Source organism: Streptomyces sp. NBC_00414, from assembly GCF_036038375.1.
In the GTDB taxonomy this organism is placed as follows: Bacteria; Actinomycetota; Actinomycetes; order Streptomycetales; family Streptomycetaceae; genus Streptomyces.
The window spans coordinates 8,089,814-8,115,351 of record NZ_CP107935.1 but is presented as its reverse complement, the minus strand read 5'-3'; the positions used below and the strand labels follow the sequence as shown (position 1 = coordinate 8,115,351).

20 protein-coding genes are annotated in these 25,538 nt (G+C 71.8%); 13 read left to right on the top strand and 7 right to left on the bottom strand.

The genetic code is table 11. From position 1 onward, the window contains the following. Nucleotides 1–157: 157 nt before the first annotated feature. From OHS59_RS35290 to OHS59_RS35270, 5 genes are all read right to left on the bottom strand, one after another. Entirely contained in the window at nt 158–2,890 is a 2,733-nt protein-coding gene (locus OHS59_RS35290; RefSeq protein ID WP_328497403.1) for an NACHT domain-containing protein, read from the bottom strand. Nucleotides 2,891–2,960: 70 nt separating this feature from the next. Beyond that, nucleotides 2,961–4,142 (bottom strand): S-methyl-5-thioribose kinase, encoded by a 1,182-nt coding sequence (gene mtnK, locus OHS59_RS35285; RefSeq protein WP_328497402.1) that lies wholly within the window; start codon nt 4,140–4,142, stop codon nt 2,961–2,963. A gap of 17 nt (nt 4,143–4,159) precedes the next feature. Beyond that, entirely contained in the window at nt 4,160–5,206 is a 1,047-nt protein-coding gene (locus OHS59_RS35280) for an ABC transporter permease (protein ID WP_328497401.1), read from the bottom strand. Between the two features lie 91 nt (nt 5,207–5,297). Further along, nucleotides 5,298–6,914, bottom strand: a complete 1,617-nt coding sequence (locus OHS59_RS35275) for a sugar ABC transporter ATP-binding protein (RefSeq protein WP_443061552.1) — start codon at nt 6,912–6,914, stop codon at nt 5,298–5,300. After that, complete coding sequence (locus OHS59_RS35270) at nt 6,901–8,004, bottom strand: substrate-binding domain-containing protein (protein WP_328497400.1); 1,104 nt, start codon at nt 8,002–8,004, stop codon at nt 6,901–6,903. The genes OHS59_RS35275 and OHS59_RS35270 overlap by 14 nt, the downstream gene beginning before the upstream one ends. 624 nt (nt 8,005–8,628) lie before the next feature. On the opposite strand from OHS59_RS35270, the gene OHS59_RS35265 reads away from it, so the two are divergent. From OHS59_RS35265 to mtnB, 3 genes are read left to right on the top strand one after another with little or no spacing between them, the layout of a single operon-like run. Continuing rightward, nucleotides 8,629–9,228 carry a 1,2-dihydroxy-3-keto-5-methylthiopentene dioxygenase gene (locus tag OHS59_RS35265; protein WP_328497399.1) on the top strand — a complete coding sequence of 200 codons (600 nt, stop codon included), beginning with the start codon at nt 8,629–8,631 and terminating at the stop codon, nt 9,226–9,228. A gap of 2 nt (nt 9,229–9,230) precedes the next feature. Further along, the gene (gene mtnC / locus OHS59_RS35260; RefSeq protein ID WP_328499478.1) at nt 9,231–10,025 is read left to right on the top strand and encodes an acireductone synthase; all 795 of its coding nucleotides are present in this window, start codon (nt 9,231–9,233) and stop codon (nt 10,023–10,025) included. Then, nucleotides 10,022–10,630 carry a methylthioribulose 1-phosphate dehydratase gene (gene mtnB, locus OHS59_RS35255; RefSeq protein ID WP_328497398.1) on the top strand — a complete coding sequence of 203 codons (609 nt, stop codon included), beginning with the start codon at nt 10,022–10,024 and terminating at the stop codon, nt 10,628–10,630. The genes mtnC and mtnB overlap by 4 nt, the downstream gene beginning before the upstream one ends. A gap of 242 nt (nt 10,631–10,872) precedes the next feature. On the opposite strand, the gene mtnA is transcribed toward mtnB, so the two are convergent. Continuing rightward, on the bottom strand, nt 10,873–11,904 hold the full coding sequence (mtnA, locus tag OHS59_RS35250) for an S-methyl-5-thioribose-1-phosphate isomerase (protein WP_328497397.1): 1,032 nt from the start codon (nt 11,902–11,904) through the stop codon (nt 10,873–10,875). 331 nt (nt 11,905–12,235) lie between these two features. Between mtnA and OHS59_RS35245 the strand changes: the two genes are divergently transcribed. The 8 genes from OHS59_RS35245 (at nt 12,236) to OHS59_RS35210 (ending at nt 21,554) form a co-directional block, all read left to right on the top strand. Further along, entirely contained in the window at nt 12,236–13,300 is a 1,065-nt protein-coding gene (locus OHS59_RS35245; protein ID WP_328497396.1) for a BMP family ABC transporter substrate-binding protein, read from the top strand. Then, nucleotides 13,281–14,936 carry an ABC transporter ATP-binding protein gene (locus tag OHS59_RS35240; protein WP_328497395.1) on the top strand — a complete coding sequence of 552 codons (1,656 nt, stop codon included), beginning with the start codon at nt 13,281–13,283 and terminating at the stop codon, nt 14,934–14,936. Before OHS59_RS35245 ends, OHS59_RS35240 begins: the two co-directional genes overlap by 20 nt. Before the next feature lies 1 nt (nt 14,937). Next, complete coding sequence (locus OHS59_RS35235) at nt 14,938–16,122, top strand: ABC transporter permease (protein WP_328497394.1); 1,185 nt, start codon at nt 14,938–14,940, stop codon at nt 16,120–16,122. After that, nucleotides 16,122–16,991 (top strand): ABC transporter permease, encoded by an 870-nt coding sequence (locus OHS59_RS35230; RefSeq protein WP_328497393.1) that lies wholly within the window; start codon nt 16,122–16,124, stop codon nt 16,989–16,991. The genes OHS59_RS35235 and OHS59_RS35230 overlap by 1 nt, the downstream gene beginning before the upstream one ends. After that, a complete protein-coding gene (locus OHS59_RS35225) occupies nt 16,988–17,746 on the top strand; it encodes a nucleoside phosphorylase (RefSeq protein ID WP_328497392.1) in 759 nt (252 codons plus the stop codon). Before OHS59_RS35230 ends, OHS59_RS35225 begins: the two co-directional genes overlap by 4 nt. Then, complete coding sequence (locus OHS59_RS35220) at nt 17,743–19,077, top strand: amidohydrolase (RefSeq protein ID WP_328497391.1); 1,335 nt, start codon at nt 17,743–17,745, stop codon at nt 19,075–19,077. Before OHS59_RS35225 ends, OHS59_RS35220 begins: the two co-directional genes overlap by 4 nt. A gap of 117 nt (nt 19,078–19,194) precedes the next feature. Next, nucleotides 19,195–19,866, top strand: a complete 672-nt coding sequence (locus tag OHS59_RS35215; RefSeq protein ID WP_328497390.1) for a FadR/GntR family transcriptional regulator — start codon at nt 19,195–19,197, stop codon at nt 19,864–19,866. Between the two features lie 320 nt (nt 19,867–20,186). Beyond that, nucleotides 20,187–21,554, top strand: coding sequence for a PAC2 family protein (locus OHS59_RS35210; protein ID WP_328497389.1), 1,368 nt, complete (start codon nt 20,187–20,189; stop codon nt 21,552–21,554). Nucleotides 21,555–21,640: 86 nt separating this feature from the next. On the opposite strand, the gene OHS59_RS35205 is transcribed toward OHS59_RS35210, so the two are convergent. Next, nucleotides 21,641–22,594, bottom strand: coding sequence for a superoxide dismutase (locus tag OHS59_RS35205; RefSeq protein ID WP_328497388.1), 954 nt, complete (start codon nt 22,592–22,594; stop codon nt 21,641–21,643). A gap of 343 nt (nt 22,595–22,937) precedes the next feature. On the opposite strand from OHS59_RS35205, the gene OHS59_RS35200 reads away from it, so the two are divergent. Next, nucleotides 22,938–24,686, top strand: coding sequence for a S8 family peptidase (locus tag OHS59_RS35200; RefSeq protein ID WP_328497387.1), 1,749 nt, complete (start codon nt 22,938–22,940; stop codon nt 24,684–24,686). A 145-nt stretch (nt 24,687–24,831) separates the two neighbouring features. Then, nucleotides 24,832–25,452, top strand: a complete 621-nt coding sequence (locus OHS59_RS35195; RefSeq protein ID WP_328497386.1) for a hypothetical protein — start codon at nt 24,832–24,834, stop codon at nt 25,450–25,452. The last annotated feature ends 86 nt before the right edge of the window (nt 25,453–25,538 follow it).

Genomic DNA, 25,538 nt, shown 5'->3' with positions numbered 1-25,538 from the left:
GCTGCGCCGCCAAAGACGAAAAGACTGCGCAGTTCCCCGCGCCCCTGGGGGTAGGGGCGCGGGGAACTGCGCAGTCTTTTAGGGGCGCGGGGAACTGCGCAACCGGCCCCCACCGGCCCGCAGACTCGTCAGCACACTCGCCGCGCAGCGGAAACGCTCACCCCTGCCAACGCCCGCCGGAGAAGCGGGTGAGCGCACCCGCGAGATCAGGCGGCACGCTCTCCCGGAAGTGCAGTGCCATCACCAGGTACCAGCCGTCGCGTCCCCGGAACATCCACGGCGGCTCCGGCGCCCCCGGCCGCAGCCGTACATGCGGCCCGTACACCCGCTGGTCGCGCCCACGGACGTACACCTGCCGGACCCGCACGGCGAGAACGTCCTCCCAGGGGTACGCAGCCCGGCGGCGCCCCCTCGACGCGACGATCCCCCGGTGGTCGATCCGCAGAGTCAGGTGCATCTTCGGCAGCAGGAACGCGACCAGGTTGACGAACGCGGCGAGGGCGGGCCAGAACAGCACGCTGGTCCAGCCCAGCGCGTTGTCCCAGTTGCCGGTGGCGGCCATGCGTACCGCCGCGAGCACCATGAAGAGACCGCACAGCGGCCAGTGGCCCAGCGGGAGGCGGCGGTCGCGGGCGTCCACGACGTACTCGTCGTCGTTGGACACGACGGTGTGACCGCGCAGTTCGTGCAGCGGCGGTGGACTGTCCAGGACCTCGGACAGCCTGGGCGGCGGTGCGGCGGGACGCGGCTGCCGCGGGCCCGTGACGGTGAGGGGCTGGCGCGGGCCGACTGTGGTGGAGGCAGCCGGGAGCGGGGCGGCCGGGTGGCCCGCCAGGTGTTCCTGGAGCCTGAGGTGCCGGAACCGGTACGTGCCGCCGTACCGCTGGAGCAGTCCCCCGCCGTACGCGTCCCGCAGGAACTCCATGAGGGACCAGGGCACCCGGCCGAGCACGGCGAGCCAGGCCTTGGAGACCACCCACAGGCACCAGGGGCTGACGGCGACCAGGACGATCACCGCGCCCGTCACCCCCTTGGCGAAGGCGACCCAGAAGTCGACCGTGCCGTGCCCGGTCAGCAGGCTGTGCGCTCCGCTGCCCAGGCCGATCAGCGGGGCGACCACGCCGAGGGTGAGCAGGCCCGCGCGGCGCTCGCTCGCCAGCAGTTCGTCCGGGGTCGCCGCGTCGACCGTGTCGGCGGGCGCGGCGATCACGAGCATCACGAGCGCGGGCAGGATGTACCCGAGGACGGCCTGGGCCGTGAACGCGTCGCTCTCGTACGCGCCCTGTGCCATGAGCAGGAGCAGCGCGCCGGGCACCACGAGGATGGCGAGCGAGGTCAGGGCGCGGCGCACGGAGGCGGCGCGGGACGCGGAGCGCAGCGCGGCTCCGGCCTTGAAGGGGTTGGCCCTGCGGCGCGGTTCCCAGAAGCGGTCGCCGTACCACTGGAGCGTGGTCAGCTGGATGCCGGTGGCCATGACGGCGGCGCCGAACAGGTAGTTGCGGTCGAACACGTCGTGGTCGAACTGGGGCGAGTCGCCGTAGGTGTCCTCGACGCGGGTCACGATCGCCATCATCGACTCGGCGAGGACGATGCACAGGGCGACCAGGGTCGGCATCGCGAGCAGCCGTGCCGCCCTGGCCCGGTTCAGCCGCCACCAGGCGAACTCGCCGGTGCGGCGGCGTTCCAGCTCGCGGGCGAGGAACGCGAGCCAGCCCCTGGCGCGGGCGGGGTTCCAGTGGCCCGGCGCGTGCAGCCGCTCGGTGTCGTGGGCGCGGGGTTCGAAGGCGGCCGGGACGACGGTGTCCATGAGGTGTCGCTCGACCGCTTCCCGGGTGGGCAGCCGGGTGCGGTCGGCGAGGCGGGCCGGTTCGGTGTGGGCCGGCCGGTGGGCGCGCCGGGCGAGCCAGATCATCAGCGGTGTGGACAGGGCCTGGCCGAGCGGTCCTTCGGGGTGGTCGGCGAGTTCGTCGAGGACCGGGCCCCACCGCTCGTGCCGCTGCTCGTCGGCCGTACGCAGCAGATGGACCGCGGCGTCGCGCGGGCCGACCGGCAGGGCCTCGATGTCGGAGGCGCCCGTGACCCTGACGTCGAGCGTCCGGTACTCGTGTGTCCGGGAGGCCAGGACGAACCCCAACTCCCTGGGGGTGGCGTTCAGTTCGCGGACCACGGCGGCCCGGCGGTGGTCGGGCAGTTCGTCGAGGCCGTCGAGCACGGGCAGTACGCGGCCGTCGCGCACGAGGCGGCGGGCCGGATGCGCGCCGGTCACCCGGGGCAGCCCGGGGTGGTCCTCCGTGAGCCGGCCGACCAGCCAGTCGCGGAGCCCCACGCTCTCCGCGTCCCACGACTCGAGGGAGAGGAGCAGCGGGACGGGTACGCCCCGGTCGCCGGGCATCCGGCGGGTCACATCGCCCAGATGGCGTCCGGCGAGCAGGACGACGGTCATGGCGAGCAGGGTCGACTTGCCGGAGCCGGGGCCGCCGAGGACGAGGAGGCGTCGTGCGTCCAGGTCGAGCAGGGTGTCCGCGATGTCACCGAGCCGGTCGCTGCGCGCGGGCCGTGTGGGGGGTTCGGCGGTGCCGGCCGGAGCGGTGGTTCCCCAGCGGGCGAGCCAGCGCACCGCGAGCGGGCCCTCGAAGTCCCCGAGTTCCCAGGCGGCCACCTCGGCCGACCACTGGGCGCGTACCGATCGGGCCAGTTCCTCGGCCGCGGTGTCGACGGGCTCGCGCGGGGGCGGCAGATTGACGACGAGGTCGCCCTGGATCCAGCCGGCCTGGACGAGATACTCGATCGTGCTGTCCCGCACGATGTTGCGCACCTCGGACGGTGGCCTCCACCCGTCCCGCCCGTGCCCTCCGTCCCGCCCGTCCCGTCCGCCCCGTAGCGTGTCCATGAGCAGATTGTCACCGTGCGCACGCTGCTCGTCACGCGAACTCACAGCATCGGCACACCTGTTGGCTCGTTCACACCTGCGGCGCCTCGGCACTCTGCAAGCTGTCGATGTCCCCGGGGCGGTGCAACTCCGCTCTCCCAAGGATGAGTTGCCGTCCGAGCAAGAGGGTCGCCCGGGAGGCGGGGACCGGGTCGGGCAGGGTCGTCAGGTCGGTGAGGTGGGCGAAGCCGATGATGCGGCGCACGATCTCGGTGCCGGCGAAACCGACCGCGTCGGTCCACACGCGGCGCAGGAAGCGGTCGAGGTACGCGTCGTCGAAGAAGGTGTCGACGCGGGCCGGCCACAGGCGGCGGAACTCCGTCTCGAAACCCTCCCAGGTGAGGCCGAGTTGGGCCGCGTGGTCGGTGACCGCGCCGAGGGCGTGCGCCCGCGCCCGGGAGACCAGGACGTTGGCCCAGTACAGGCCGAGGTCGTAGCCGATCGGGCCGACGAAGGAGAACTCGGGGTCGAAGACCCGTACGACAGGGGTGTGGTCACGCTCGCCGACCATGACGCTGCCGGTGTGCAGGTCGCCGTGGAGCAGGGCCTGCGCGGAGGTCATGAAGGTGTGGCGCAGGTCGGCGACCTCGGTGCGCAGCCGGGTGTCGGCACGGAACTCGGCGGCGAGGTCGCCGAGTTCGGGGAGCCAGTGGTTGTGCTCGTGCTCGATGTAGGGCTCGGAGAGGACGACGTCCTCGGTGATCCTGCACAGCTCGGGGCTGACAGAGGCGGCGATCAGGGCCTTGCGCTCGGCGGAGGGCATGCCGAAGTCACTGGTGGCGAAGGTGAGTTGGGCGACGAACTCGCCGATCCTGCGGGAGGTGTCCGGGCCGTAGGCGCCGCCCTCGTTGAGGGCCGTGCGCAGGACCTCCAGGTCGGACATGTCCTCCATGACGAGGGCGTAGTTGTCGGCGTCGTAGCCGTGGATCGCCGGGATCTTGTCCGGGGCGACCCTGGCGACCTGCTCGTAGGCGCGGGCCTCGGCGTCGGCGCGCTCGGGGCTCATCGGCCAGGAGGGGCCCGCGACCCTCACCCACGGCAGGGCCTGCTTGACGGCGAGGCCCCGGGTGCCGGCGGCGTTCGAGGCGAGGAACACGCGGTTCATGTTGCCGTCGGAGACCTCGCGGACCTCGATGTCGTCCAGGTCGTCCCAGTGGCCGCGCTCGCGCAGGTACGCGGGCACGTCCTCGGTCTCCAGGATGCGGTAGCCCATGAGAACTGTGAACTCCCTTATGCGGTGCGGCGCTTGGACAGGGTGAAGCTGAAGATCAGGGCGAGGATGAGGACGGCGCCCTCGACGACGTCCTGCGTGTAGTACGGCAGGCCCTTGATGGTCAGGCCGGTCGTGATGATGCCGATCAGGACGGCGCCCAGGGCGGTGCCCCAGACGTTCGGGCGGCCCCGGCCGAGGACGGAGGTGCCGACCAGGGCGACCGCCACCGCCTCCAGGAGCTGGGAGGTGCCGGCCGAGACGTCGCCCTGGCCGATGCGGGAGGCCAGGATGAGGCCGCCGATCGAGGCGAGGACGCCGGACAGGACGTACGCCAGGGCCCGGTAGGCGCCGACGCGGATGCCGGCCAGCCGGGAGGCCTCCGGGTTCGCGCCGATCGCGTACAGGACGCGGCCCCAGCGGGTGCGGGCGAGGAACACCCAGGCGACGACCGTGAGCGCGCCGAAGATCAGTACCGAGACGGGGATGCCGAGGACCGTGCCCCGGTCGATGCGCAGGAACCCCTCGGTGAACTTGCCCGGTGCGGTGGAGCCGTCGGACCGGGTCATGCCGGGGGTGATGGACTGGCCGTCGACCAGGACGAGTTTGGTGCCCTGGATCACGAACATGGTGCCGAGCGTGGCCAGCATGTCGGGGATCTTGAGGACCACGATCAGCAGGGCGTTGAGCAGCCCGGCCAGCGCGCCCGCCGCGATCACGGCGAGGATCGCGACCAGACCGACCTGGTTGTACGACACCATCGTCTTGGCGGCGACCGTCACGCCGAGCCCCGCGACGGCTCCGACGGACATGTCGATCCCGCCGACCGCCATGGTGAGGGTGACGCCCAGGCCGAGGATCGCGGCGACGGAGACGTACCGGAGGGTGTCGAGGAGCGTCGCGGAGTCGCGGAACGACGGCTCGCTGAGCGCGAAGTACGCGAACAGCGTGACGGTGACGAAGATGAAGCCGTACTTGATGACGGCGCTCTGGACACGCAGGGCCGGGGAGGTCGCGGGCGGCGGCGCGGCCTTGGTCGGCACCTCGGTGCTCTGGGTGGTCGTCATGGCGTACTTCCCGGGGTGGCTTCGTGAGTGGCCGGCGTCGGGCGGACGCCGGGAGGGTGTGGCGTCGGACGGACGCCGGGACGGTGTGCCGTCACACGGACGCCGAGATGGTCCGGATGACGCGGTCGCGCTCCGCGTCCTGGCCGTACGCGTCGAGGTGGATCTCCCCCGCGGCGAGGACGACGACCCGGTCGGCGACCTCCAGGACCTCGTCGACGTCGGCGGACAGGACGAGGACGGCGGCCCCTTCGGCGGCCAGGGCGCGGGCGCGGCGGCCGATGTCACGACGGGCGCCGATGTCCACGCCTCGGAACGGCTCGTCCAGGATGAGGACAAGGGGTTTCTCGGCGAGCCAGCGGCCGACGACGATCTTCTGCTGGTTGCCGCCGGACAGCTCCTCCACCGTGCTGTGCTCGTCGCGGGCGACGACGCCGAGCTGTTCGATGGTGTCGCGGCCGAGGGCGTTCTCCTTGCGCCGGTTCACGAGCCCGGCCGTGGAGAGTGACCTGAGGAACGGCAGCGAGACGTTCTGTGCGAGGGACCAGCCGGGGACCAGCGCGTCGGCGTGCCGGTCCTCGGGGACGAGGTGCACTCCTCGGCGGATCGCGTCGGCGGGGCGGCGGGGCGCGTACGGCTTGCCGTCCAGTTCCACGGTCCCGCCAGGGAAAGGCTCGGCGCCGAAGAGGCCGCGGGCCAGCTCCGTCTTGCCCGCGCCCAGCAGCCCGACCACGCCGGTGACTTCGCCCGCCCGGAGGTCGAGGTCCTGGGGGGTACGGCCGGGGAGCAGCGGTACGCCCCTGAGTGAGACGGCGATCTCACCCGACTCGGAGCCGGAGCCGGAGTCAGGTCCGACGCCGGGGCCGGGGCCGGGGCCCTGCTTGGCGTCCGCGGGGCGGGCCGTCCGCGCGCCCTGGGCCTGCGCGAGCATGGCGCGCAGCGCCCGGTCCCAGTCGAAGGGCTTGGCCTGGTCCTCGGTGAGACGGCCGTCCCGCAGGACGACCAGCCGGTCGGCGAGTGCGTCGATCTCACCGAGGCGGTGGGAGACGTACAGGACGGCGATGCCGTCGCCCCGCATCCGCTCGACGAGCGAGAACAGGCGCTCGGCCTCGGAGGCGGAGAGCGCGGAGGTCGGCTCGTCGAGGACGAGGAGCCGCGGGCGGGTCGCGAGCGCGCGGGCCAGGATGAGCAACTGCCGGTCCGAGATACCGAGTTCGGTGACGTCCCGCTTGAGGACCGGGTCGCTCCAGCCGAGGTCGAGCGCCGACTGGATCTCCCGGGCGCGGGCCACCAGCCGGCGTCCGTCGAGGAACGGGTTGCCGCGGCGCTGGGCCAGTTCCTCGAAGACCAGGTTCTCGGCGACCGTGAGGCCGGGGACGATCCCCTCGCCGATCCGCTGGTGCACGGTCTGGATGCCCAACTGTCGGGCGGCGAGCGGGGACCGGAGGGCGGCCGGCTCGCCGTTCACCTCGACCTGTCCGCTGTGGTCGGTGTGCACCCCGGAGAGGATCTTGATCAGGGTGGACTTGCCCGCGCCGTTGGCGCCGAGGAGCGCGACGACGCTGCCGGGCGCGATGTCCAGCGAGACGGACTCAAGGACCGTCCTGCCGCCGAAGGCCATGCCGACGGCGCGCAGGCTCACCGCGGCGGCGCCTGACGTGTCGACGGACGGGCCGACAGGCTGGTCGGTGGGCTGGTCAGTGGGCGACATTGGGGATCCAGTCGGCCGTGCTGACCTTGGCGAGGTTCAGCGCGGGCAGCGCTTTCCGGAGCTGGTCCATGTTCTCGATCTTCTTGCTCTTCAGGAAGTCCTGGGTGATCGCGGCGGCCGGGAACTCGACCGAGGTCTTGTTCAGCTGCCCGGCCAGCTCCAGGGCCGCGGTCCGGACGACGGCGGCGCCGACCGCCGAGGGGTCCGTGCCCGCCGTGGCCACCCAGGGGCTGTCCTTCGCCGTCATGTTCTGGATGTCGGCGTTGGAGACGTCCGCGCCGAAGACCTTCACCTTGTCCTGGAGCTTCTTGTTCTGGACGGCGAGGACGGTGCCCTTGGCGAGTTCGTCGTAGGGGGCGAAGACGCCCGCGACGTCCGAGTGCTGGGTGAGCGCGGCGCTGACCAGGGGCACGTTGTCGGTGGCCGTGGAGTCGGTGACCTTGCCGACCTTGAACGCCTGCTTCCAGCCGTTGGCGTCGGCCGTCTTCTTCCAGACGCTGTCGCGCTTGTCGAGGGCCGCGTACCCGGCGACGTTGACGTAGCCGACCTTCGCGTCCTTGCCGAGTTCGTCGGCCATCACGTCGAGGACGGCCTGGGCCATGCTGGCGTCGTCCTGCTTGGTGCTGACGACCGACTTGTTCGTGGTCTCCACGTCGTAGACGACGACCTTGATGCCCTTCTTCACCGCCTTGTCGATCTCCGGCTGGATCGTGGCGGGGAAGCCGTGGTCGACGATGATCGTCTTCGCCCCGGAGTTGATGGCCGAGGAGAGGTCGGTGGCCTGCTTGGCGTTGTCGGCCTGGGCGTCGTACACCGTCAGGTCGATGCCGAGGGCCTTGGCCTGGGCCTTGGCTCCGTTGCCCCACTGCTCGAAGTAGTCGCCCGCGCCGCTCTGCCGGACCAGGGCGACCTTGACCTTGCCCTCACTGAAGGGCGCGGGCTTCTTTCCGGTGGCGGTGGCGGCGGGCGCCGCGCTGTCGCCGGTCTCCTCCGAGGCGTCCGACGACTGCGAGCAGCCGGCCAGGAGGAGGGCGGAGACGGATGCCAGGGAGAGCGCGGCGATCGGCAGACGGGTACGGGTACGAGGCATGACGGCTCCAGGAGCGGTGCGCGGAAGGGCGGAAGAAGGAAAGAAGAGGGCGTGCGGGGTGCCGGGTCCGGAGCGCCGGGCGGGGGCCGGTTCAGGCCACGGCCACGGGCCGGAATGCCTCACCGGTGTCTCGGGAACTCCCGGTGGGTGGAGGCCTTGCGGGCACTCCGGATCAGGTCAGCGACAGCGGGCTGTGGTCGACCGGAGCAAGTCCACGTACAGCCGCCGCACGAGCAGCAGCGTCTTCATACGCAGATCATGGGAATGTTTCCAGCCACCCGTCAAAGAATTGGGACCGCATTCTCATTAGTTGAGACAACAACTTCGTCACACTCGGCCGACCGCCGCTCTGGAGTTACGATCTCGGGACCGGCACCCGACCCGGGACAGTGAGGTCTCCGATGGCGACACCAGGCGCGACAGCGACGCACCGCTGTACCGGCGCGGCGTGTCGCGGCTGATCACGGGTCCGGACCCCTGCTTCGAGCCGCCGCCCGCCGCGCGGCCCCGAACCACCCGCGCTTCGACGGTCCGGCTGCCTGTCCGGTATTCGGACCGGCGTCCACCGTTCTTGTCCGTCCTCGTCCTGTCCGTCTCGTCCCTCCCCCTTCTGGAGTTGCTCCCATGACCCTGCTGACCACGTGGCCCGAGTCCGGACCCGAGACGACGGTGCGCCGCACCTCCGACCCCGCCGAGATCGCCGCCGCGCTCGCTCCGCTCGGGGTGCGCTACGAGCAGTGGCCCGTCCGTGAGGACGTGGCCGCGGACGCCGACAGCGCCACCGTCTTCGCCGCGTACGGGCCGGAGATCGACAGGCTCAACGCCGAGGAGGGCTTCACCACGGTCGACGTCCTCGGGCTGCACCCGAGCGACGACCCTGAGTTCCCGGTGAAGGCGAAGGCCGCGCGGGAGAAGTTCCTCCAGGAGCACACTCACGACGACGACGACGAGGTCCGGTTCTTCGTCGCGGGCTCCGGGATCTTCTACCTGCACGTGAACGGCGAGGTGCACGCCGTGTTCTGCGAGAAGGGCGACCTGCTGGGCGTGCCGCGCGGCACGACGCACTGGTTCGACATGGGGACGTCGCCGGCGTTCACCGCGATCCGGTTCTTCCACGAGGAGGACGGCTGGATCGGCAGCTTCACCGGCTCCACCATCGCCGGCCGCTTCCCCGACTACGACACCATCGCGGCGGGGTACGAGCAGGACCGGGCCGCGGCGTGAGCCTGCCGTTGACGTTCGACGTGGACGCCGTGGTGCTCGACATCGAGGGCACCACGAGCGCCACGGGCTTCGTCGTCGATGTGCTCTACCCGTACTCGCGCTCCCGTTTCGGAGCGCTGCTGGCCGAGCGGAGCGAGGATCCGGAGGTGCGGCGGGCGGTCGCCCAGGCGCGTGAACTGCTGGGCGAGCCGGGCGCCGACAGCGTACGGATCGAGAAGGCCCTGAACGAGTGGCTCGACGGGGATGTGAAGGCCACCCCGCTGAAGACCCTTCAGGGCCTCATCTGGGCCGAGGGGTTCGCCCGGGGCGACCTGGTCTCCCACTTCTACGACGACGTGCTGCCGGTGCTGCGCCGGTGGCACGGCGACGGCGTACGGCTGCACGTGTACTCGTCCGGGTCCGTGGCCGCGCAGCGCGCGTGGTTCGCGAGCAGCCCCGAGGGCGATCTGCTGCCGCTCGTCGACGGGTTGTACGACACCGAGAACGCGGGGCCCAAGCAGGAGCCCGAGTCGTACCGGCGTATCGCCGCGGCGACCGGTACGGAGGCCGGGCGCCTCCTCTTCCTCTCCGACCGGCCCGGTGAGCTGGACGCTGCGCGTGCCGCGGGCTGGCACGCCGTCGGGATCAGGCGGCCCGGGGAGCCGTACTACGAGCAGGGCGTCGGGGACCACGCGCAGGCGGGGACGTTCGACGAGATCGGCATCAGCAGCACCGGTACCCGTGCCCGGACCGGCGCCGGTACCGGCACTCGCACCAGCACCAGCACCAGCACCAGCACTTCAGGGAGCACCGCGTGACCAGCGACGTCAGCACACTCGATCTGGAGGAGGCCGGGGCCGTCCTCGCCGCCGAGTCCGCGCGCTTCGCCTCGTTCGGCTGGATGCGGGGCACCTCCGGGAACCTTTCCGTGGTGCTCTCCCGTGATCCGCTGCGGCTCGCGGTCACCGCCAGCGGGCATGACAAGGGCGAACTGACGCCGGCGGACGTCGTGCTGGTGGACGGGCAGGGCGCCGCGGTGAACGGTGGCAAGCCGTCCGCCGAGGCCGCGTTGCACGCGCGCGTGGCGGCGCTGACCGGTGCGGGTGCGGTGGTACACGTGCACACGGTGGCGTCTGTGGCGCTGGGGCGGCGTTCGCCGGGTGGGATCGTCCTCAAGGACCTGGAGATGCTGAAGGGTGTGGGGGTGCCCGCGCATGATGTGGAGGTCACCCTCCCCGTCATCGTCAACAGTCAGGACATGACGGTCCTCGGCGACCGGCTGGAGGCTGCGCGGGAACCGCGGATGCCGGCGGTTGTCGTGGCGGGCCACGGTCTGTACGTGTGGGGGGACACGCCTCGGCAGGCGCGCCACCACACGGAGGTCGTGGAGTGGCTCCTGGAGCTGGAACTCACGGGCCACTGAGGTCGGTCGTCGATCGTCGGCTGCGGGTGAGTGGGGGCCGGGTGCGCAGTTCCCCGCGCCCCTGAAAGCAAAAGAGAACAGACTGCGCCGTTCCCCGCGCCCCTGAAGGGGCGTGGGTGTTCGTCAAGTGCGGGCCTCGCGCCCCCGGGGATGGAAGCCAGGGGCGCAGCCCCGGCTTTCAGGGGCGCGGGGAACTGCGCGGCCCACTCCCACTCACCCGCAGGTGAGAACGAACCCCCGGGTCAACTCAGCCGGTCCCCCGGCAACTCCCCCTCGGAGACCTCCAACACCCCCCGCTCGGTGACGAGCCCCGTCACCAGGCGGCCCGGGGTGACGTCGAACGCCGGGTTGTGGCCGCGCGATCCGGTCGGGGCCGTCCGGACGCCCGACCACTCCAGCACCTCGGCCTCGTCCCGCAGTTCGATGTGGATGTCGGCACCCGTGGCCGTGGCCACATCGACCGTCGTCGTGGGCGCGGCCACCAGGAACGGCACACCCGCGTAGGCGCACGCCAGCGCGACCCCCACCGTGCCCACCTTGTTCGCCGTGTCCCCGTTGGCCGCGATCCGGTCCGCGCCGACGACCGCCGCGTCCACCTCGCCGCGCAGGATCGTCCCGGCGGCCGCCCCGTCCGCCTGGACGAAGTGCGGGATGCCCTCCTGGACCAGCTCCCAGGCGGTGAGGCGTGAGCCCTGCAGCAGAGGCCGCGTCTCGTCGGCGTACACGACCTCAAGGCGTCCCCTGGCGTGCAGTTCGCGGATGACGCCGAGCGCCGTGCCCCACCCGGCCGTGGCGAGGGCCCCGGTATTGCAGTGGGTCAGCACCCGCAGCGGCCGGTCCTCACCGACGCGCTTCAGCAGCCAGTCCGCGCCGAACGCGCCCATCGCCCGGTTCGCCGCCACGTCCTCGCGCTGCACCAGGGCCGCCTCGGCGAGCACCGCGTCGAGTCCGTCGTCGAAACGGGTCAGCACCCGGTCGACGCACACCATGAGGTTCACCGCGGTGGGCCGTGCCTCCCGGACGCGCGCGACGGCCGCGAGGACCTGGTCGCGCGTCCATCCCTCGCGCTCCCCCTGGAGCATCGCGAGCGCCACCCCGTACGCCCCGGCCGCTCCGATCGCGGGCGCCCCGCGGACGACGAGCCGCCGGATCGCGTCCACCAGGTCGTCCACGTCACGGATGTGGCGGGTCTCGGTGCGCTGCGGGAGGACGGTCTGGTCGATGAGCGCGAGGCTGTTTCCGGTCCAGTCGACAGCGCGCAGTTCCTGGGGCATAGCGGGGCACTCCTGAAGTTCCGAAGATGCGCGACACCGTACATGACCTCGAAGAACCACAGTTCGAGACAGTCGCGCGGATGTCCGGAAACCGGTGTTACAGTCCAGCACCCGCAGCCCTGAAGGCCGATGAGTTGGAGGACGTGTGCTGCTGACGAAGCGCCGCTTCCTCGACCACGGCCGCTGTGCAAGCGACGGCTGTCGACGCTGACCGCCGAGACACCGGCTCCCGTTCCGGTGTCCCCCGTGCTAGCCCCTCGCTCCACCCTCACCTCTCAGCGTTTGTGCTTGAGCGCGCACCGCCGCACGCACCTTCATGGAAGGCCGCCCCATGCCTCGTACCCGTAGACCCCGTTCGCTCCGCCTCGCCGGTGTCGCCACCGGCAGCGTGCTGCTGGCCGTCGCCGCGACCGGCTGCAACGCCGCCGCGAAGGACGACAGTTCCTCGGCCGGCGCCAAGAACGGCGGCAAGTCCTTCACGCTGGTGACGCCGGACGCGGTCGGGCAGAACCAGTTCCTGAAGCTGGCGGTCGACGGCGTGAAGGCGGCGGCCGAGGCCCACGACGGGACGCAGAAGGTCTACCAGTCCTCCGACAGCGCCTCGCAGCAGCAGAACGTGCAGGCCGCGGTCGACGCCGCGCCCGACGTCATCGTGCTGGTCGGCTTCGAGTTCGCCGACGTGGTCGCCCAGCAGGCCGAGGCGCATCCGAAGCAGCAGTTCCTGGTGGTCGACGCCTGCACCGAGAAGACGTTCAAGAACGTGAGCTGCGCCGTGTTCCGTGAGCACGAGGGCGTCTATCTGGCGGGCGCGGAGGCCGGGCTGCTCAGCAGGAGCGGCAAGGTCGGCGCGGTCGACGTGCTCGACACCGTGCAGTTCCGCCGCTACAGCGACCCGTTCGCGGCCGGGGCCAAGAAGGTCGCTCCGAGGACGACCGCGAGCACCCGCTTCGTCGGCGGGCAGTCGCCGTTCGACGACTCGGCGCGCGCCAAGGAGCAGGCGAACTCGCTGCTCGCCAAGGGCACCGACCAGATCATGGCGGCGGCCGCGGCCGGCAACTACGGCGTCTTCGAGGCGGCCGAGGCGAAGAAGGCGTACGCGTACGGCGTGGACGTCAACCAGTGCACGGCCGCTCCCGGCACCGTCGTCGACAACGTGATCAAGAAGACCGATGTCGCCGTGCAGGAGGGCATCGAGCAGGTCGTCAAGGGCAACGCCGGCAAGACCGTCTCGTACGGCCTCAAGGAGGGCGGCATCAGCCTGACCGGCCTCGAGGACGGTGTGGAGACGTCGAAGTGCGTGATCGCCGACCACCAGGACGTGCTGAAGAAGGTCGAGGCGCTGCGCGACCAGATCGTGTCCGGAGAGCTGACGGTCGATGACCCGGCCGCCAAGTGACATACCGGCGGCGGGTGTCGGCGCCGGTTCCACGGCGCTGACACCCGCCGCCGGGCTGCCCCCGGCCGTCGAGCTGCGCGGCATCACCAAGCGTTTTCCCGGCACCCTCGCCAACGACTCGGTCGACCTGACCGTCCGGCGCGGTGAGATCCACGCGCTGATGGGCGAGAACGGCGCGGGCAAGTCGACGCTGATGTCCGTCCTGTACGGGATGGAACGGCCGGACGCGGGGTCGATACGCGTCGACGGCGTCGAGATGGCCTTCGGGAGCCCGGGCGCCGCGATGGCCGCCGGGCTCGGCATGGTCCACCAGAGTTTCAAGCTGTTCGACTCGCTGACGGTCGCCGAGAACGTCGTCTACCGGGCCGAGCCGCGCCGCTTCGGTCTGGTGGACCGGGCCGCGGCACGGCGCCGGGTGCGTGAACTGGTCGCCGAGCACGGCCTCGTCGTCGATCCGGACGCCCGGGTCGGCGACCTGCCGGTCGGGCTGCGGCAGCGTGTGGAGATCCTGAAGCTGCTGCACCGCGGCGGCCGTACGCTCATCCTCGACGAGCCGACGGCGGTGCTGACTCCCGCCGAGGCCGACGCCCTGTTCGTCGTGCTCAGGTCGCTGACCGCACGCGGCCGCACGGTGATCCTTGTCACCCACAAGCTGCGTGAGGTGCTGGAGGGCAGCGACAACGTCACCGTGCTGCGGGACGGGCGGGTCGTCGCCCGGCTGCGTACGGCGGACACCAGCGGCGCCGGGATCGCCGCCGCGATGACCGGCCGCGCCGTCGACCTGGACCGTGTCCATCCGCCGGGCACGCCCGGTGACGTGGTGCTGGACGTCGAAGGGCTGAGCGCGGCGGGCGTGCACGACGTCCGGCTGTCCGTGCGCGCCGGGGAGATCGTCGGCATCGCGGGGGTCGCGGGCAACGGCCAGAGCGAGCTGGTCGAGACGCTCGCCGGACTGCGGCCCGCCACCGCCGGGCGGGTCGGACTGCGGGGCGAGGACATCACGCACGCCTCGGCCACCGAGCGGCGCGCGAAGGGCCTCGCCTACGTTCCGGAGGACCGGCACGCGGTCGGCACGGCGCCCGCGGCCTCCGTCGCGGACAACCTCGCGATGGGCCACCACCGCACGTCACTGTCCTCACGGCACGGTCTGCTGCCGCCCTCGGCCGTACGCTCCCACGCGCGCGATCTCGTCGACCGCTTCGGCATCAAGGCGTCCACACCCGACGTACCGGCCTCGGCCCTGTCCGGCGGCAACCTCCAGAAACTTCTCATCGGCCGCGAACTCGCCCACGGAGCACCCCTGTTGCTGGTCGAGCAGCCCACGCGCGGGGTGGACATCGGCGCGATCCAGGCCATCCACGACGAGCTGGTCGCGTATCGCGACGCGGGCCACGCCGTCCTCCTCGTCTCCGCCGAACTGAGCGAGATCCGCGGCCTCGCCGACCGGATCCTGGTGATGTACGAGGGCCGGGTGACGGCCGCGTACGACAGGTCGGACGCGGACGAGGCGACGCTCGGTCTGGCCATGGCGGGCGGGGCGGCCCTGTCCGTGCCGACCACGTCCGTGCAGGCCGCGGCCGAGGCACCGGCCCGGACGGCCGACCCGCTCGACACCCCCGCGCCGGACGGAGACTGACATGGCCCTCCCCCTGGACCCGGCCCGTAACACACGCATCGCCCGCATCACCCGTATCGCCCGTATAAAGGGGGCGCTGCGCTCCCCCGTCACCTTCTCCGTCGTCGCCGGGCTCGTCATCGGCGCCCTGTTCCTGGTCGGCACCGGCGCCGATCCGCTCGCCGCGTACGGGGCGGTCGTCAGCGGGTCGCTCGGGGCCGACGGGATCGGGTCAACGCTCACCACCGGCACGAGTGTGCTGGGGATGGCCCTCGCGCTGGCGATCCCGCTGCGCGCCGGGCTCATCAACCTCGGCGGGGACGGCCAGATGGTGCTCGGCGGCATCGCGGCCGCGGTCACCGGGCTGTACTCGCCGCTGCCCGCGCCGCTCACCGTCGTACTGGCGCTGCTCGCCGGGGTCGCGGCGGGTGCCGCGTACGCCGCGCTGGCCGCGCTGTGCGAGAACCGGTTCGGGGTGCCGCTGCTGGTGAGCAGCCTGCTGCTCAGTTATCCGGCGACCTCGTTGGCCTCCTATCTGGTGCGCTATCCGCTGAAGGAGCCCGGCTCCAGCCTGCCGCAGACGCGACGGCTCCCGGAGGGCGTGGCACTGCCCGCCTTCGGCACGTCGACCGTGACGGCCGGACTGGTCCTGGTCGTCCTGGCGGCGGCCGCGTACTGGTTCGCCGACCGGCGCACGGCCATCGGGTACGAGATCCGGATGACCGGCCTCAACCCGCGCTTCGCCGCGTACGCGGGCGTGGAGCGCAAGGGGCTCACACTCCGGCTGGTGTCGACCTCCGGCGCGCTCGCCGGGCTGGTCGGCTCGATCGGTGTGCTGAGCTTCCCCTACCGCTTCCTCGACGGGTCGCTGACCGCCCCCGGCTACACGTGGACGGGCCTGACGGCGGCGCTGCTCGCGGCGGCGGCCCCGCTGGGCACGGTCCTCGCGTCGTTCTTCTTCGCCGTCCTCTCGGTCGGCGGTCTGTCGATGGAGCGCACGACCGAGGTGCCGCGTGAGCTGACGCAGGTGCTCCAGGCCATCGTCATCGTCTTCCTGGCGGCGCGGCTGCGCTTCCCGCGGCCGCGGCGCCGGAAGGCCCAGGGACCCACCGCACAGGGGCCCGCCCCGGAGAAGCCCACCGGGCAGGGGCCCGCCGACCGACAGCCCCCCGCTCAAGAGCCCGCCTCACAGGGGGAGTTCGCCTGATGTTCTTCGACTCCGATCTCCTCACGTCGGCGCTGCGCGCGCTGACGCCGATCCTGCTGGCCGCGCTCGGCGGCGCCGTGTGCGAGCGGGCGGGCGTCTTCAACATCGGCCTCGAGGGCATGATGCTGATGGGCTGCTTCACCGCCGTCACCACCAGCTGGTTCACCGGCAGCCCCTGGCTCGGTGTCCTGGCCGCCGCGCTGGCCTCCGCCGCGTACTCGCTGATCCTCGCCGTCGGCGCGGTCACCCTGCGCGGGGACGCGGTCGTGCTGGGCATCGCCATGAACCTCCTGGCCGTGGGACTGACCGGCTTCCTGCTGCGCACGACCTTCGGTGTGCAGGGCACTTTCGACGATCCGTCACTGGCCGGGCTGCCGCTGGTCGGCGGCTTCTCGCCGCTCGCGTATCTGGCGTGGGCGGCGGTCGGGGTGTCCGCCCTGCTGCTGTCCCGCCATGTGTGGGGGCTGCGGCTGCGCGGGGTCGGCGAGGCACCGGACGCCGCCGCCACACTCGGGGTGAGCCCGACCCGCTACAAGTACGCGGCCGTGCTGGCGTCCGGTGTGCTGTGCGGACTGGCCGGGGCCCAACTCGCCCTGGGCAACGTCACGTTGTTCTCCGAGAACATGACGGCCGGCCGGGGCTGGATCGCGGTCGTGGCCGTCATGCTCGGCCGCGCCCTGCCGCTCGGCGTCCTGCTCGCCGCGCTGCTCTTCGGTCTCGCCGAGGCCGCGGGCTTCCGACTGCAGGGCCTGGGTATGCCGCAACAGGCGACCGACGCCGCCCCGTACGTCGTCACGCTCGTCGCCCTCTTCCTCAGCACGGCTCAGCGCCGCCGCCGCAACGCCCGTACGACTGGAGTCGCTTCATGACGCAGGATCTGGCCCCCATCACGCGCATACCCCGCACCGGGCTGCCGGCGCGTGCCGTCGTCGTCGGCGACCCCGCGCGCGCCGCGGCCGTCGCCGCACTGCTCGACGGTGCCGAAGAAGTCTCGTACCACCGCGAATACCGTGCGTTCAGCGGGTCTTGGAAGGGTGTGCCGGTCGTCGTCGCCTCGCACGGGGTCGGCGCGCCGGGTGCGGTGCTGCTCTTCCAGGAGCTGGCCGACGCGGGGGTGACCACCTTCCTGCGGTTCGGCACGGCGGGTGCGATGCGCCCCGGGATCCAGGACGGCGACCTGGTCATAGCGGAGGCGGCCGTACGCGACGACGGGGTGACCCAGCAGCTGCTGCCGCCCGAGTATCCGGCGGTGGCCACGCCGGAGGCGGTGCTCGCGCTCCAGCTGGCGGCGCGCGAGCAGGGCGCTCCGCACCACCGGGGTCTCGTGTGGACGCGGGCCGCGTTCCAGCCGGGGCTGATCCCCCTGTTCTCGTACGAGGGTGCGGGGCTCGCGGCCATCGAGATGGAGCTGTCCGCGCTGTACGTGACGGCTTCGCTGCGCGGGCTGACCGCGGGCGGAGTGCTCGTGATCGACGGCGCGAACGCGGACGAGCTGGTCGACGAGGCGAGCACCGGCGGCTACGACCCGCATCGCGACATCGTCGCGGCGGGCGTGGAGCGCGGCTCGGTGGTCGCACTGGAGGCCCTGCGCCTGCTGGCGGAGGCCGAGGAGCGCGCGCTGTGAGCATCCCTTCCCAACGACCGGCCACCGCCGACCTGTTGATCCACGGCGGTGACGTCCTCACCGTCGACGAGGCGGGCACGATCGTGCCCGACGGAGCCGTGGCCGTCCGTGACGGCGAGATCGTCGAGGTGGGTCCCGCCGAGGAGCTGCGAGCGCGGTACGCGACCGCCGACACCCTCGACGCGACCGGCTGCCTCGTGCTTCCCGGCCTGGTCAACGCGCACACCCACCTGGCGATGACGCTGCTGCGCGGCCGCGCCGACGACGTGACGCTCCAGGGTTTCCTGGAGCGCGTGCTCCGCTGGGAGAGCGAACTGCTGTCGGCGGAGAACGTCGCCACGGCGATCCGGGTCGCGATCGCGGAGAGCGTACGGGCCGGGGTGACCTCGGCGCTCGACATGTACTGGTTCCACGAGGCCGCCGAGCGGGTCGCACGGGAGGCGGGCTGGCGGTTGCACACCGGGCCGACCTTCATGGACGTACCGGACCCGGCCGACGCCATCGCGTACGAGGACCGGCTGGAGTGGGCCCGCCGCGACCTGGCCGGCCGTACCCGGCGGCCCGGCACGCGGCCCGTGCTGTTCGCGCACTCCGCCTACACCCTCTCCCCCGAACAGCTGACCGAGATCGCCTCCCTGGCAAGGGAGTTCGACGCCCTGCTGCACATCCACGCGGCGGAGAACGCGACCGAGGTCGCCACCGTCGAGGTGCGGTACGGGAAGCGGCCGGTCGAACTGCTCGACTCGCTCGGACTGCTCGGCCCCGATCTGCTGCTGGCCCACGCCGTGGACCTCACGGGCGCCGAGATCGCGGCGCTGGCCCGTACCGGCACGTCGGTCGCCCACTGCCCGGTGTCCAACCTCAAGCTGGGCTGCGGCATCGCCCCCGTGCCGCGGATGCTGAGCGCGGGCGTGACGGTCGGCCTCGGCACGGACGGCGCGGTCAGCTCCAACACGCTGGACGTGCTGCGCGCGCTGGGCCTCGCGGCCCTGGTGCACAAGGCCGACGGGGATCCCACCGCCGTCGGCGCCGAGCAGGCCGTCCGCATGGCCACGATCCAGGGGGCCAAGGCGCTGGGCCTGGACGCCCAGCTGGGTTCGCTGGAGGCGGGCAAGCGGGCCGACCTGATCGTCCTGGACCTGGGCGGCCCGCATCTGGCGCCCCGCCACGACCTCTGGTCGACGCTCGCGTACGCCGCCCGGGCCGACGACGTCCGGGACACCCTCGTCGACGGCCGCGTCCTGATGCGCGACCGTACGCTCACCACGCTCGACGAGGCCGCCGCGCTCGCGGACCTGGCGGCTCTCGTGTCACGGTCCGACCTTGTGTGATCTCCACGGACCGGGCCTCTCGGGGGCGACGGAAGCCGCATAATTAGACATCGGATGTAAGGCAGATGTAAGACATCGGGTGTCTGAGCGACAGCCTGAGTGACAGAGAGGCCTGCCATGGCAGTCACCGATGAGGCGATCGAAAAGATCAAGGGGATGATCGTCTCCGGCGCACTGCGCCCCGGCGACCGGCTTCCGAAGGAGAGCGAGCTGGCCGCCGATCTGGGCCTGTCCCGGAACTCCCTGCGGGAGGCGGTCCGCGCACTCTCCCTGATCCGCATCCTGGACGTGCGGCAGGGCGACGGCACGTACGTCACGAGCCTGGACCCGCAGCTCCTCCTCGAGGCGCTGAGCTTCGTCGTGGACTTCCACCGCGACGACACGGTCCTGGAGTTCCTCGCGGTACGCCGCATCCTGGAGCCGGCCGCGACGGCGATGGCGGCGCTGAAGATCAGCGAGCAGCAACTGGACGCGCTGACCGCCCAGTTGGACGCCCTGGGCGACGGGCCCTCGGTGGAGGAACTCGTCGCCTGCGACCTGGAGTTCCACCGGGGCATCGTGCAGAGCTCGGGGAACTCGGTGCTCTGTTCCCTCCTGGACGGCCTCTCGGGTCCCACCACCCGTGCCCGTATCTGGCGGGGCCTGACCCAGGAGGACGCGGTCAGCCGCACCCTGCACGAGCACCGCGCGATCCTCGGCGCCCTGCGCGACCGGGACGCGGAGGCGGCCCGCTCGTGGGCGACCGTGCACATCGCGAGCGTGGAGCAGTGGCTGCGCTCGACGCTGTGAGAGATCCCTCCGTGGAAGATCCCTCTCGGTGATCCACCGTGACATCGGATCTCTGACGGTCGTCCGACGTATACGAGCGCCGGGGCACAACCTCGGCAAGCGGGGTCGAAGTTGACGCCGGACAGCTCGGACGACTGCCGGATCTCTGCCGGATCTCTGCTGGATCACTGACGGATCACTGACGGATGGCTGCCGGGTGTTCAGAGGCGCCGAACGGGGCAGTGATCCGGTCACTCCCCCATGCGAGGGGGCTGCGGACGGCCTCCGCGCAAGCCGTAAGGTTGAGGCGTACGCGAGGGCACGTCGGAAGGAGGCGCTGAGTGATCGAGCTCGACGGGGTTCCCGAGCTGGTCGACCCGGTCATGGTGGCCGCGTTCGAGGGCTGGAACGACGCCGGCGACGCCGCCTCCGCCGCGGTCGCGCATCTGGACAGTGAGTGGAAGGGCGAGGTGTTCGCGGCGCTCGACGCCGAGGACTACTACGACTTCCAGGTGAACCGCCCCACCGTGTGGCTGGACGGCGGTGTGCGCAAGATCACCTGGCCGACGACAAGGTTGTCAGTGGTCCGGGTCGGCGGCGACAAACCGCGGGACCTGGTGCTGGTGCGGGGCATCGAACCGTCCATGCGCTGGCGTTCCTTCTGCAACGAGCTGCTCGGCTTCGCCCATGAGCTGGGCGTGGAGCTGGTGGTGATCCTGGGCGCGCTGCTCGGTGACACCCCGCACACCCGTCCGGTGCCGGTCAGCGGGGTCACCTCCGACGCCGACCTGGCCCGCACGATGGACCTGGAGGAGACCAAGTACGAGGGCCCCACGGGCATCGTCGGCATCCTCCAGGAGGCGTGCACGCACGCGGGCGTACCCGCGGTGTCGCTGTGGGCGGCCGTGCCGCACTACGTCTCGCAGCCCCCGAACCCGAAGGCGACGCTGGCCCTCCTGAACCGCCTGGAGGACCTCATCGACATGCGGATCCCGCTGGGCGAGCTTCCCGAGGACGCCCGGGCCTGGCAGGTGGGCGTGGACCAGCTGGCCGCGGAGGACAGCGAGGTCGCCGAGTACGTACAGACGCTGGAGGAGGCCCGGGACACCGCCGAGCTGCCGGAGGCGTCGGGCGAGGCGATCGCCCGCGAGTTCGAGCGCTATCTGCGCAGGCGGGACGGGAGCGGGCCCGCGGCGGCGCCGGGCGGCCACGCCACGGAGAGCGGCGACCCCGCCACGTACCTCCGTGACACTCCCGGTGGCCGCACGCGGCCGCCCAGGCCGTCGCGGCCGGAGACCACCGACGGCGTCACCGAGGACACCACCGGCGCAACGGACGACGCCCAGGACGCCGGTGGCACCGGCGGCACGGCCGAGGACCCCACCGAGGCCGCCTCCCCCGGCGCTTCCGAGGATGCGTCGGGTGCGGATGATTCGTCGGGTGCCGCTGACTCGGCGGGCACCGTGGATTCGTCCGGCTCGGCCGGCTCGTCCGGCGCATCCGATCCGGCTGAGCCCTCTGAGGCCGCCGACGCATCGGACGCCTCCGGTGCCCCCGGCAGCTCCGGCTCCTCGGACTCCTCCGGTCCCGCGAAGCCGTCGAGGCGTACCAGGCCTTCGAGGCCTTCGAAGCGTCCGGGCTCTGCGGGATCTTCGGAATCCTCCGACTCATCGAAGCCGTCCGATTCCCCGGATTCCTCGGAGGACTGACCGGCCGTCGGAAGTCTGACCGTACGAGGGGGCGGTGCGCTTCGGGCGCACCGCCCCCTCGCATGTCACACGTCGAACGTCACCCGTCAGACCTGGGGCACCGCCACCGCGTCGTAGTCCGTGTCGGGCGTCGGTTCGACGTCGAAGCGCGCGTTCGGCAGGTACAGCCGGTCGCCCCACGCGGCGGCCGTCGTCGGGATACGGAAGCGCGGGTCGGTGATCCGGGCGATCGCCCGGCCCCTCGTACCGGCGGCGTTCAGCCGGAACACGTCGATGGCGTTCTGCTGCTGCTGAACGACGTAGAGGACCCTGCCGAGGAGCAACAGGCCGTCCCCGTTGGGCAGCAGGGCTCCGCCGAGGTCCACGGCGGTAGCGGCTCCGGTGGCCGGGTCCACCCGCATCAGCGTGCCGCCGCCGACGAAGACGTTCACCACGAGGAGCGCGCTGCCGTCCGGTGTGCGCTCGACGCCGTTGGCGGTGAAGTCCGGGCCCTGCTGCCAGTCGCCGCCCAGCGGCACGGTCGTGACGGCTCCGGGTTTCCCGTGCCGGTCGAGCGCCAGCCGGTAGAGCCGGGGCGCGAACGAGTCGGTGAACCAGGCCGCGCGCGGAGTGAGGATCACGTCGTTCACGAACGACCCGCCGACGGCGTACGTCTTCTCGATCCTCCCCGTGCGGACGTCGACGGTACGCAGATCACCGCCGGCCCCGCCGCTGACGAACAGCCGGCCGTGCGCGTCGATCTTCAGTCCCACGCTGGGGTGTCCGGCGCCGGGGCCCTGGCTGATGACGGAGCCCCGCCCGGTGGCGAGGCTCGCTCGGTAGATGGAGCCGTCGGCCAGCGAACCGAAGTACGCGAACGGGGTCGAGCCGATGGCTATGCCCTCCGGCTGGAAGCCGTTCGGCAGCGGAAAGCGATCGGGCCAGGCCTTCTTCCGCGTTTCGGCCGCGTGCGCCGTGCCGCCCAGGAGGGTCGCGCCGCCCACGGCGGCGGCCGAGGTGAGAAGTCTTCGACGTGCGAAGGAACGGTCTGCGAGTGCCACGGTGCGTCCTTCCACAAGGGGGCCGACGCGCTGTCGGCCCTTCGGTCAACAGACGCTGTCACCCCATCACATGACAACCGTCTCCGCAGCCTTTGGCCGGATTGTGGCGTGACATCGGTTTCCAGTCGAAATGCACACGTTACCCAATTCAACTTGTTGTCAAACACAGTTGGCGAACTCGGGGGTGGACGAGTGGGCCGGGGAGGAGCAGGGTGTGCCCCGGAGGACACAACCGGAAGAAACAGCACCGAAACAGTTCGCCCGCGAACGACAAGTCGAAAGCCAAGTGGACTGCGACACCGACAACTTGAGCACCTGCACGGACCGAAGGGAGCGGCACGCGATGACCGACCAGGTACAGCCGGAGCAGGGTCCGGGAGCGTCCGGACCGGGGCCCGACGGAGCGGGATTCAACTACCGGGGAGCCGAGCAGGAACTGATCGTCGTCGCTCGGCCCGAGCCCCGACTGCGCGCCGGGGGCCAAGGGGTCCGTTCGGCAGCCGGCGTCGACGTGTCGGCACTCACCATGTTCCTCAGCGACGAACAGCTCGCTCTGGAACCCCTGTTCGGCAGCGAGGAGCGGCTCCGGTCGGCCGTTCAGCCGCCGGCCGCCGGCGCCGAGACGCTGCCCGACCTCGGCCTGTTCTACCGGGTACGGGGCGGCGAGGAACGGGCCCAGGAACTGCGTTCACGGATCGCCGCGCTGCCGGAGATCGCCACGGCCTATGTGAAACCGGCCGCCGTACCGGCTTCGGTGGGGTCCGTCGGCCAGAGTGCCGACGAGAGCAGGCGCTACAAGGAAGGCGCGCCCGTCACACCCGACTTCACCAGCCGACAGGGCTATCTGCGCCCCGCGCCCGAGGGCGTGGACGCCTACTGGGCCTGGCAGCGGCCCGGCGGGTCCGGCCAGGGCGTCACGGTGATCGATGTGGAAGGGGCCTGGCAGCTGGGCCACGAGGACCTGGCCTCCAGGCTCTCGGGTGTCGTCGTGGGCACCCCGATCCAGGACGTGGCCTGGCGCAACCACGGCACCGCCGTGATCGGGGTGATCGGCGGCGACCGCAACGAGTACGGGATCACCGGCATCGTGCCGGACAGCGTGACCGCGGCCGCGTCCTTCCACGGCATCGGTACGGCGGCGGCGATCCACGCGGCGGCCGAGCGGCTCAGCCCCGGCGACATCATCCTGATCGAACTGCACCGCCCGGGACCGCGGTTCGACTACCAGCAGCGCGACGACCAGCGCGGATACATCCCGATCGAGTGGTGGCCCGACGACTTCGCGGCCATCCGGTACGCGACCGCCAAGGGCATCATCGTGGTGGAGGCCGCGGGCAACGGCGGCGAGTCGCTGGACGACGCCGTGTACGAGCGCCGCCCCGACGAATTCCCCGAGTGGTGGCGCAACCCCTTCAACCCGTCCAACCAGTCCTCCGGCGCGATCCTGGTCGGCGCGGGCGCCCCGCCGCCCGGCACCCACGGCCGCGACCACGGCCCGGACCGCTCGCGTCTGGCGTTCTCCAACTACGGGGCACGGGTGGACGCGCAGGGCTGGGGCCGCGAGGTCACCACGACCGGCGGCTTCTGGGACCGGCCCGGCGATCTGCAGGGCGGTGCCGAGGAGATCGCCTGGTTCACGGACACCTTCTCCGGGACCTCCTCCGCCTCCCCGGTGGTGGTCGGAGCCCTGGCCGCGCTGCAGGGCATGCTCAGGGCGGCCGGCCAGGAACCGATGAACCCGGAGAAGGCGCGCAAGGTGCTGCGGGCCACCGGTTCCCCGCAGCAGGACGCTCCGGGCAGGCCCGCGTCGCAGCGGATCGGCAGCCGGCCGGACATCAAGGCGGCGGTCGCCCATCTGCTGCCGGGGGCGGTCGGTTCGGGCCAGGCCGAACGGTACTGGGACGAGCTGGTGCCCTATCCGCGTGAACTCCCGCCCAGGCTCCGGCTCTTCGTGGCCGGTGGCTGGCGGAGCCTGAACAACCCGTCCGCCGAGATCCGTCAGTCGGTACAGGCCGCGTTCGCCAGTGGCCGGCCCGACGTACGTGTCTGGTTCTCGGACGACGAGATCGTCGGCCTGGTCGTCACGGGCTGACGCGACGGGCCGCACGACCGGCCATCGGTCCACATCCGGTGGCCGGTCCATCACCGGTGATCCGTCCACACCGGTCACCGGTCGACGACCGACCATCGCTCAACGATGAACCATCGCCCAACCATTGAGGGAAGGTGGCACCCGCATGAGCACCACCCCGCAGATGAGCCAGCAAGGCCAGCAGGGCCAACAGGGGATCGGCCAGCAGGGGTTCGGCCAGCAGGGTCAGCAGCAGGGCCCGAGCACGTCTCCCCCGCAGCAGGGTCAGCAGCAGGGCTACGGCCAGCAGCAGGGCTTCGGGCAGCAGCAACAGCCGTTCGGCCAGCAGCAGGGCTACGGCCAGCAGCAGCCGTTCGGCCAGCAGGGCATGGGCCAGCAGGGCCAGCAGGGGATCGGCCAGCAGGTTCCTCAGCACCTGCAGCAGCAGCTCCAGCAGCTGGGCCAGCAGCAGCCGTTCCAGCAGCTGCTTCAGCAACTCGGCGGGCAACAGCAACAGCAGCAGGGCCAGCCGCTGGTCATGCGCAGCGCCGTCGAGGCCGCCGCGCTGACGAGCGGTGTCGCCGAGCACTTCTGGGACGTCGTCACCCCGTTGCCGGGCCAGCCGTCGATCCTCTACCTGTACATCAACCAGGCCTGGCGTCCGCTGGTCAACCCGAACCAGGTGACGCACGACGAGGTCCAGGAGGCCTTCGCCTTCGGTCAGCAGGTCATCGGGATCTACGACTCCTCGACGAACACCATCCAGGCCGTGATCGTGAACAAGTAGCGGCCTGACGCACGATCCCGCGCGCGTGACGCGCGGTCCACCGCACAGAGGGCGCCGGACGGGCGACGACCCGTCCGGCGCCCGGC

Coding starts and splice junctions, on each gene's coding strand:
- mtnA (WP_328497397.1), bottom strand. CDS start 11,904: ATGCCCCAGGAACTGCGCGCTGTCGACTGGACCGGAAACAGCCTCGCG.
- OHS59_RS35230 (WP_328497393.1), top strand. CDS start 16,122: ATGTTCTTCGACTCCGATCTCCTCACGTCGGCGCTGCGCGCGCTGACG.
- OHS59_RS35275 (WP_443061552.1), bottom strand. CDS start 6,914: ATGTCGCCCACTGACCAGCCCACCGACCAGCCTGTCGGCCCGTCCGTC.
- OHS59_RS35270 (WP_328497400.1), bottom strand. CDS start 8,004: ATGCCTCGTACCCGTACCCGTCTGCCGATCGCCGCGCTCTCCCTGGCA.
- OHS59_RS35290 (WP_328497403.1), bottom strand. CDS start 2,890: ATGGACACGCTACGGGGCGGACGGGACGGGCGGGACGGAGGGCACGGG.
- OHS59_RS35245 (WP_328497396.1), top strand. CDS start 12,236: ATGCCTCGTACCCGTAGACCCCGTTCGCTCCGCCTCGCCGGTGTCGCC.
- OHS59_RS35265 (WP_328497399.1), top strand. CDS start 8,629: ATGACCCTGCTGACCACGTGGCCCGAGTCCGGACCCGAGACGACGGTG.
- OHS59_RS35225 (WP_328497392.1), top strand. CDS start 16,988: ATGACGCAGGATCTGGCCCCCATCACGCGCATACCCCGCACCGGGCTG.
- OHS59_RS35240 (WP_328497395.1), top strand. CDS start 13,281: ATGACCCGGCCGCCAAGTGACATACCGGCGGCGGGTGTCGGCGCCGGT.
- mtnK (WP_328497402.1), bottom strand. CDS start 4,142: ATGGGCTACCGCATCCTGGAGACCGAGGACGTGCCCGCGTACCTGCGC.
- OHS59_RS35235 (WP_328497394.1), top strand. CDS start 14,938: ATGGCCCTCCCCCTGGACCCGGCCCGTAACACACGCATCGCCCGCATC.
- OHS59_RS35280 (WP_328497401.1), bottom strand. CDS start 5,206: ATGACGACCACCCAGAGCACCGAGGTGCCGACCAAGGCCGCGCCGCCG.
- OHS59_RS35215 (WP_328497390.1), top strand. CDS start 19,195: ATGGCAGTCACCGATGAGGCGATCGAAAAGATCAAGGGGATGATCGTC.
- OHS59_RS35200 (WP_328497387.1), top strand. CDS start 22,938: ATGACCGACCAGGTACAGCCGGAGCAGGGTCCGGGAGCGTCCGGACCG.
- OHS59_RS35195 (WP_328497386.1), top strand. CDS start 24,832: ATGAGCACCACCCCGCAGATGAGCCAGCAAGGCCAGCAGGGCCAACAG.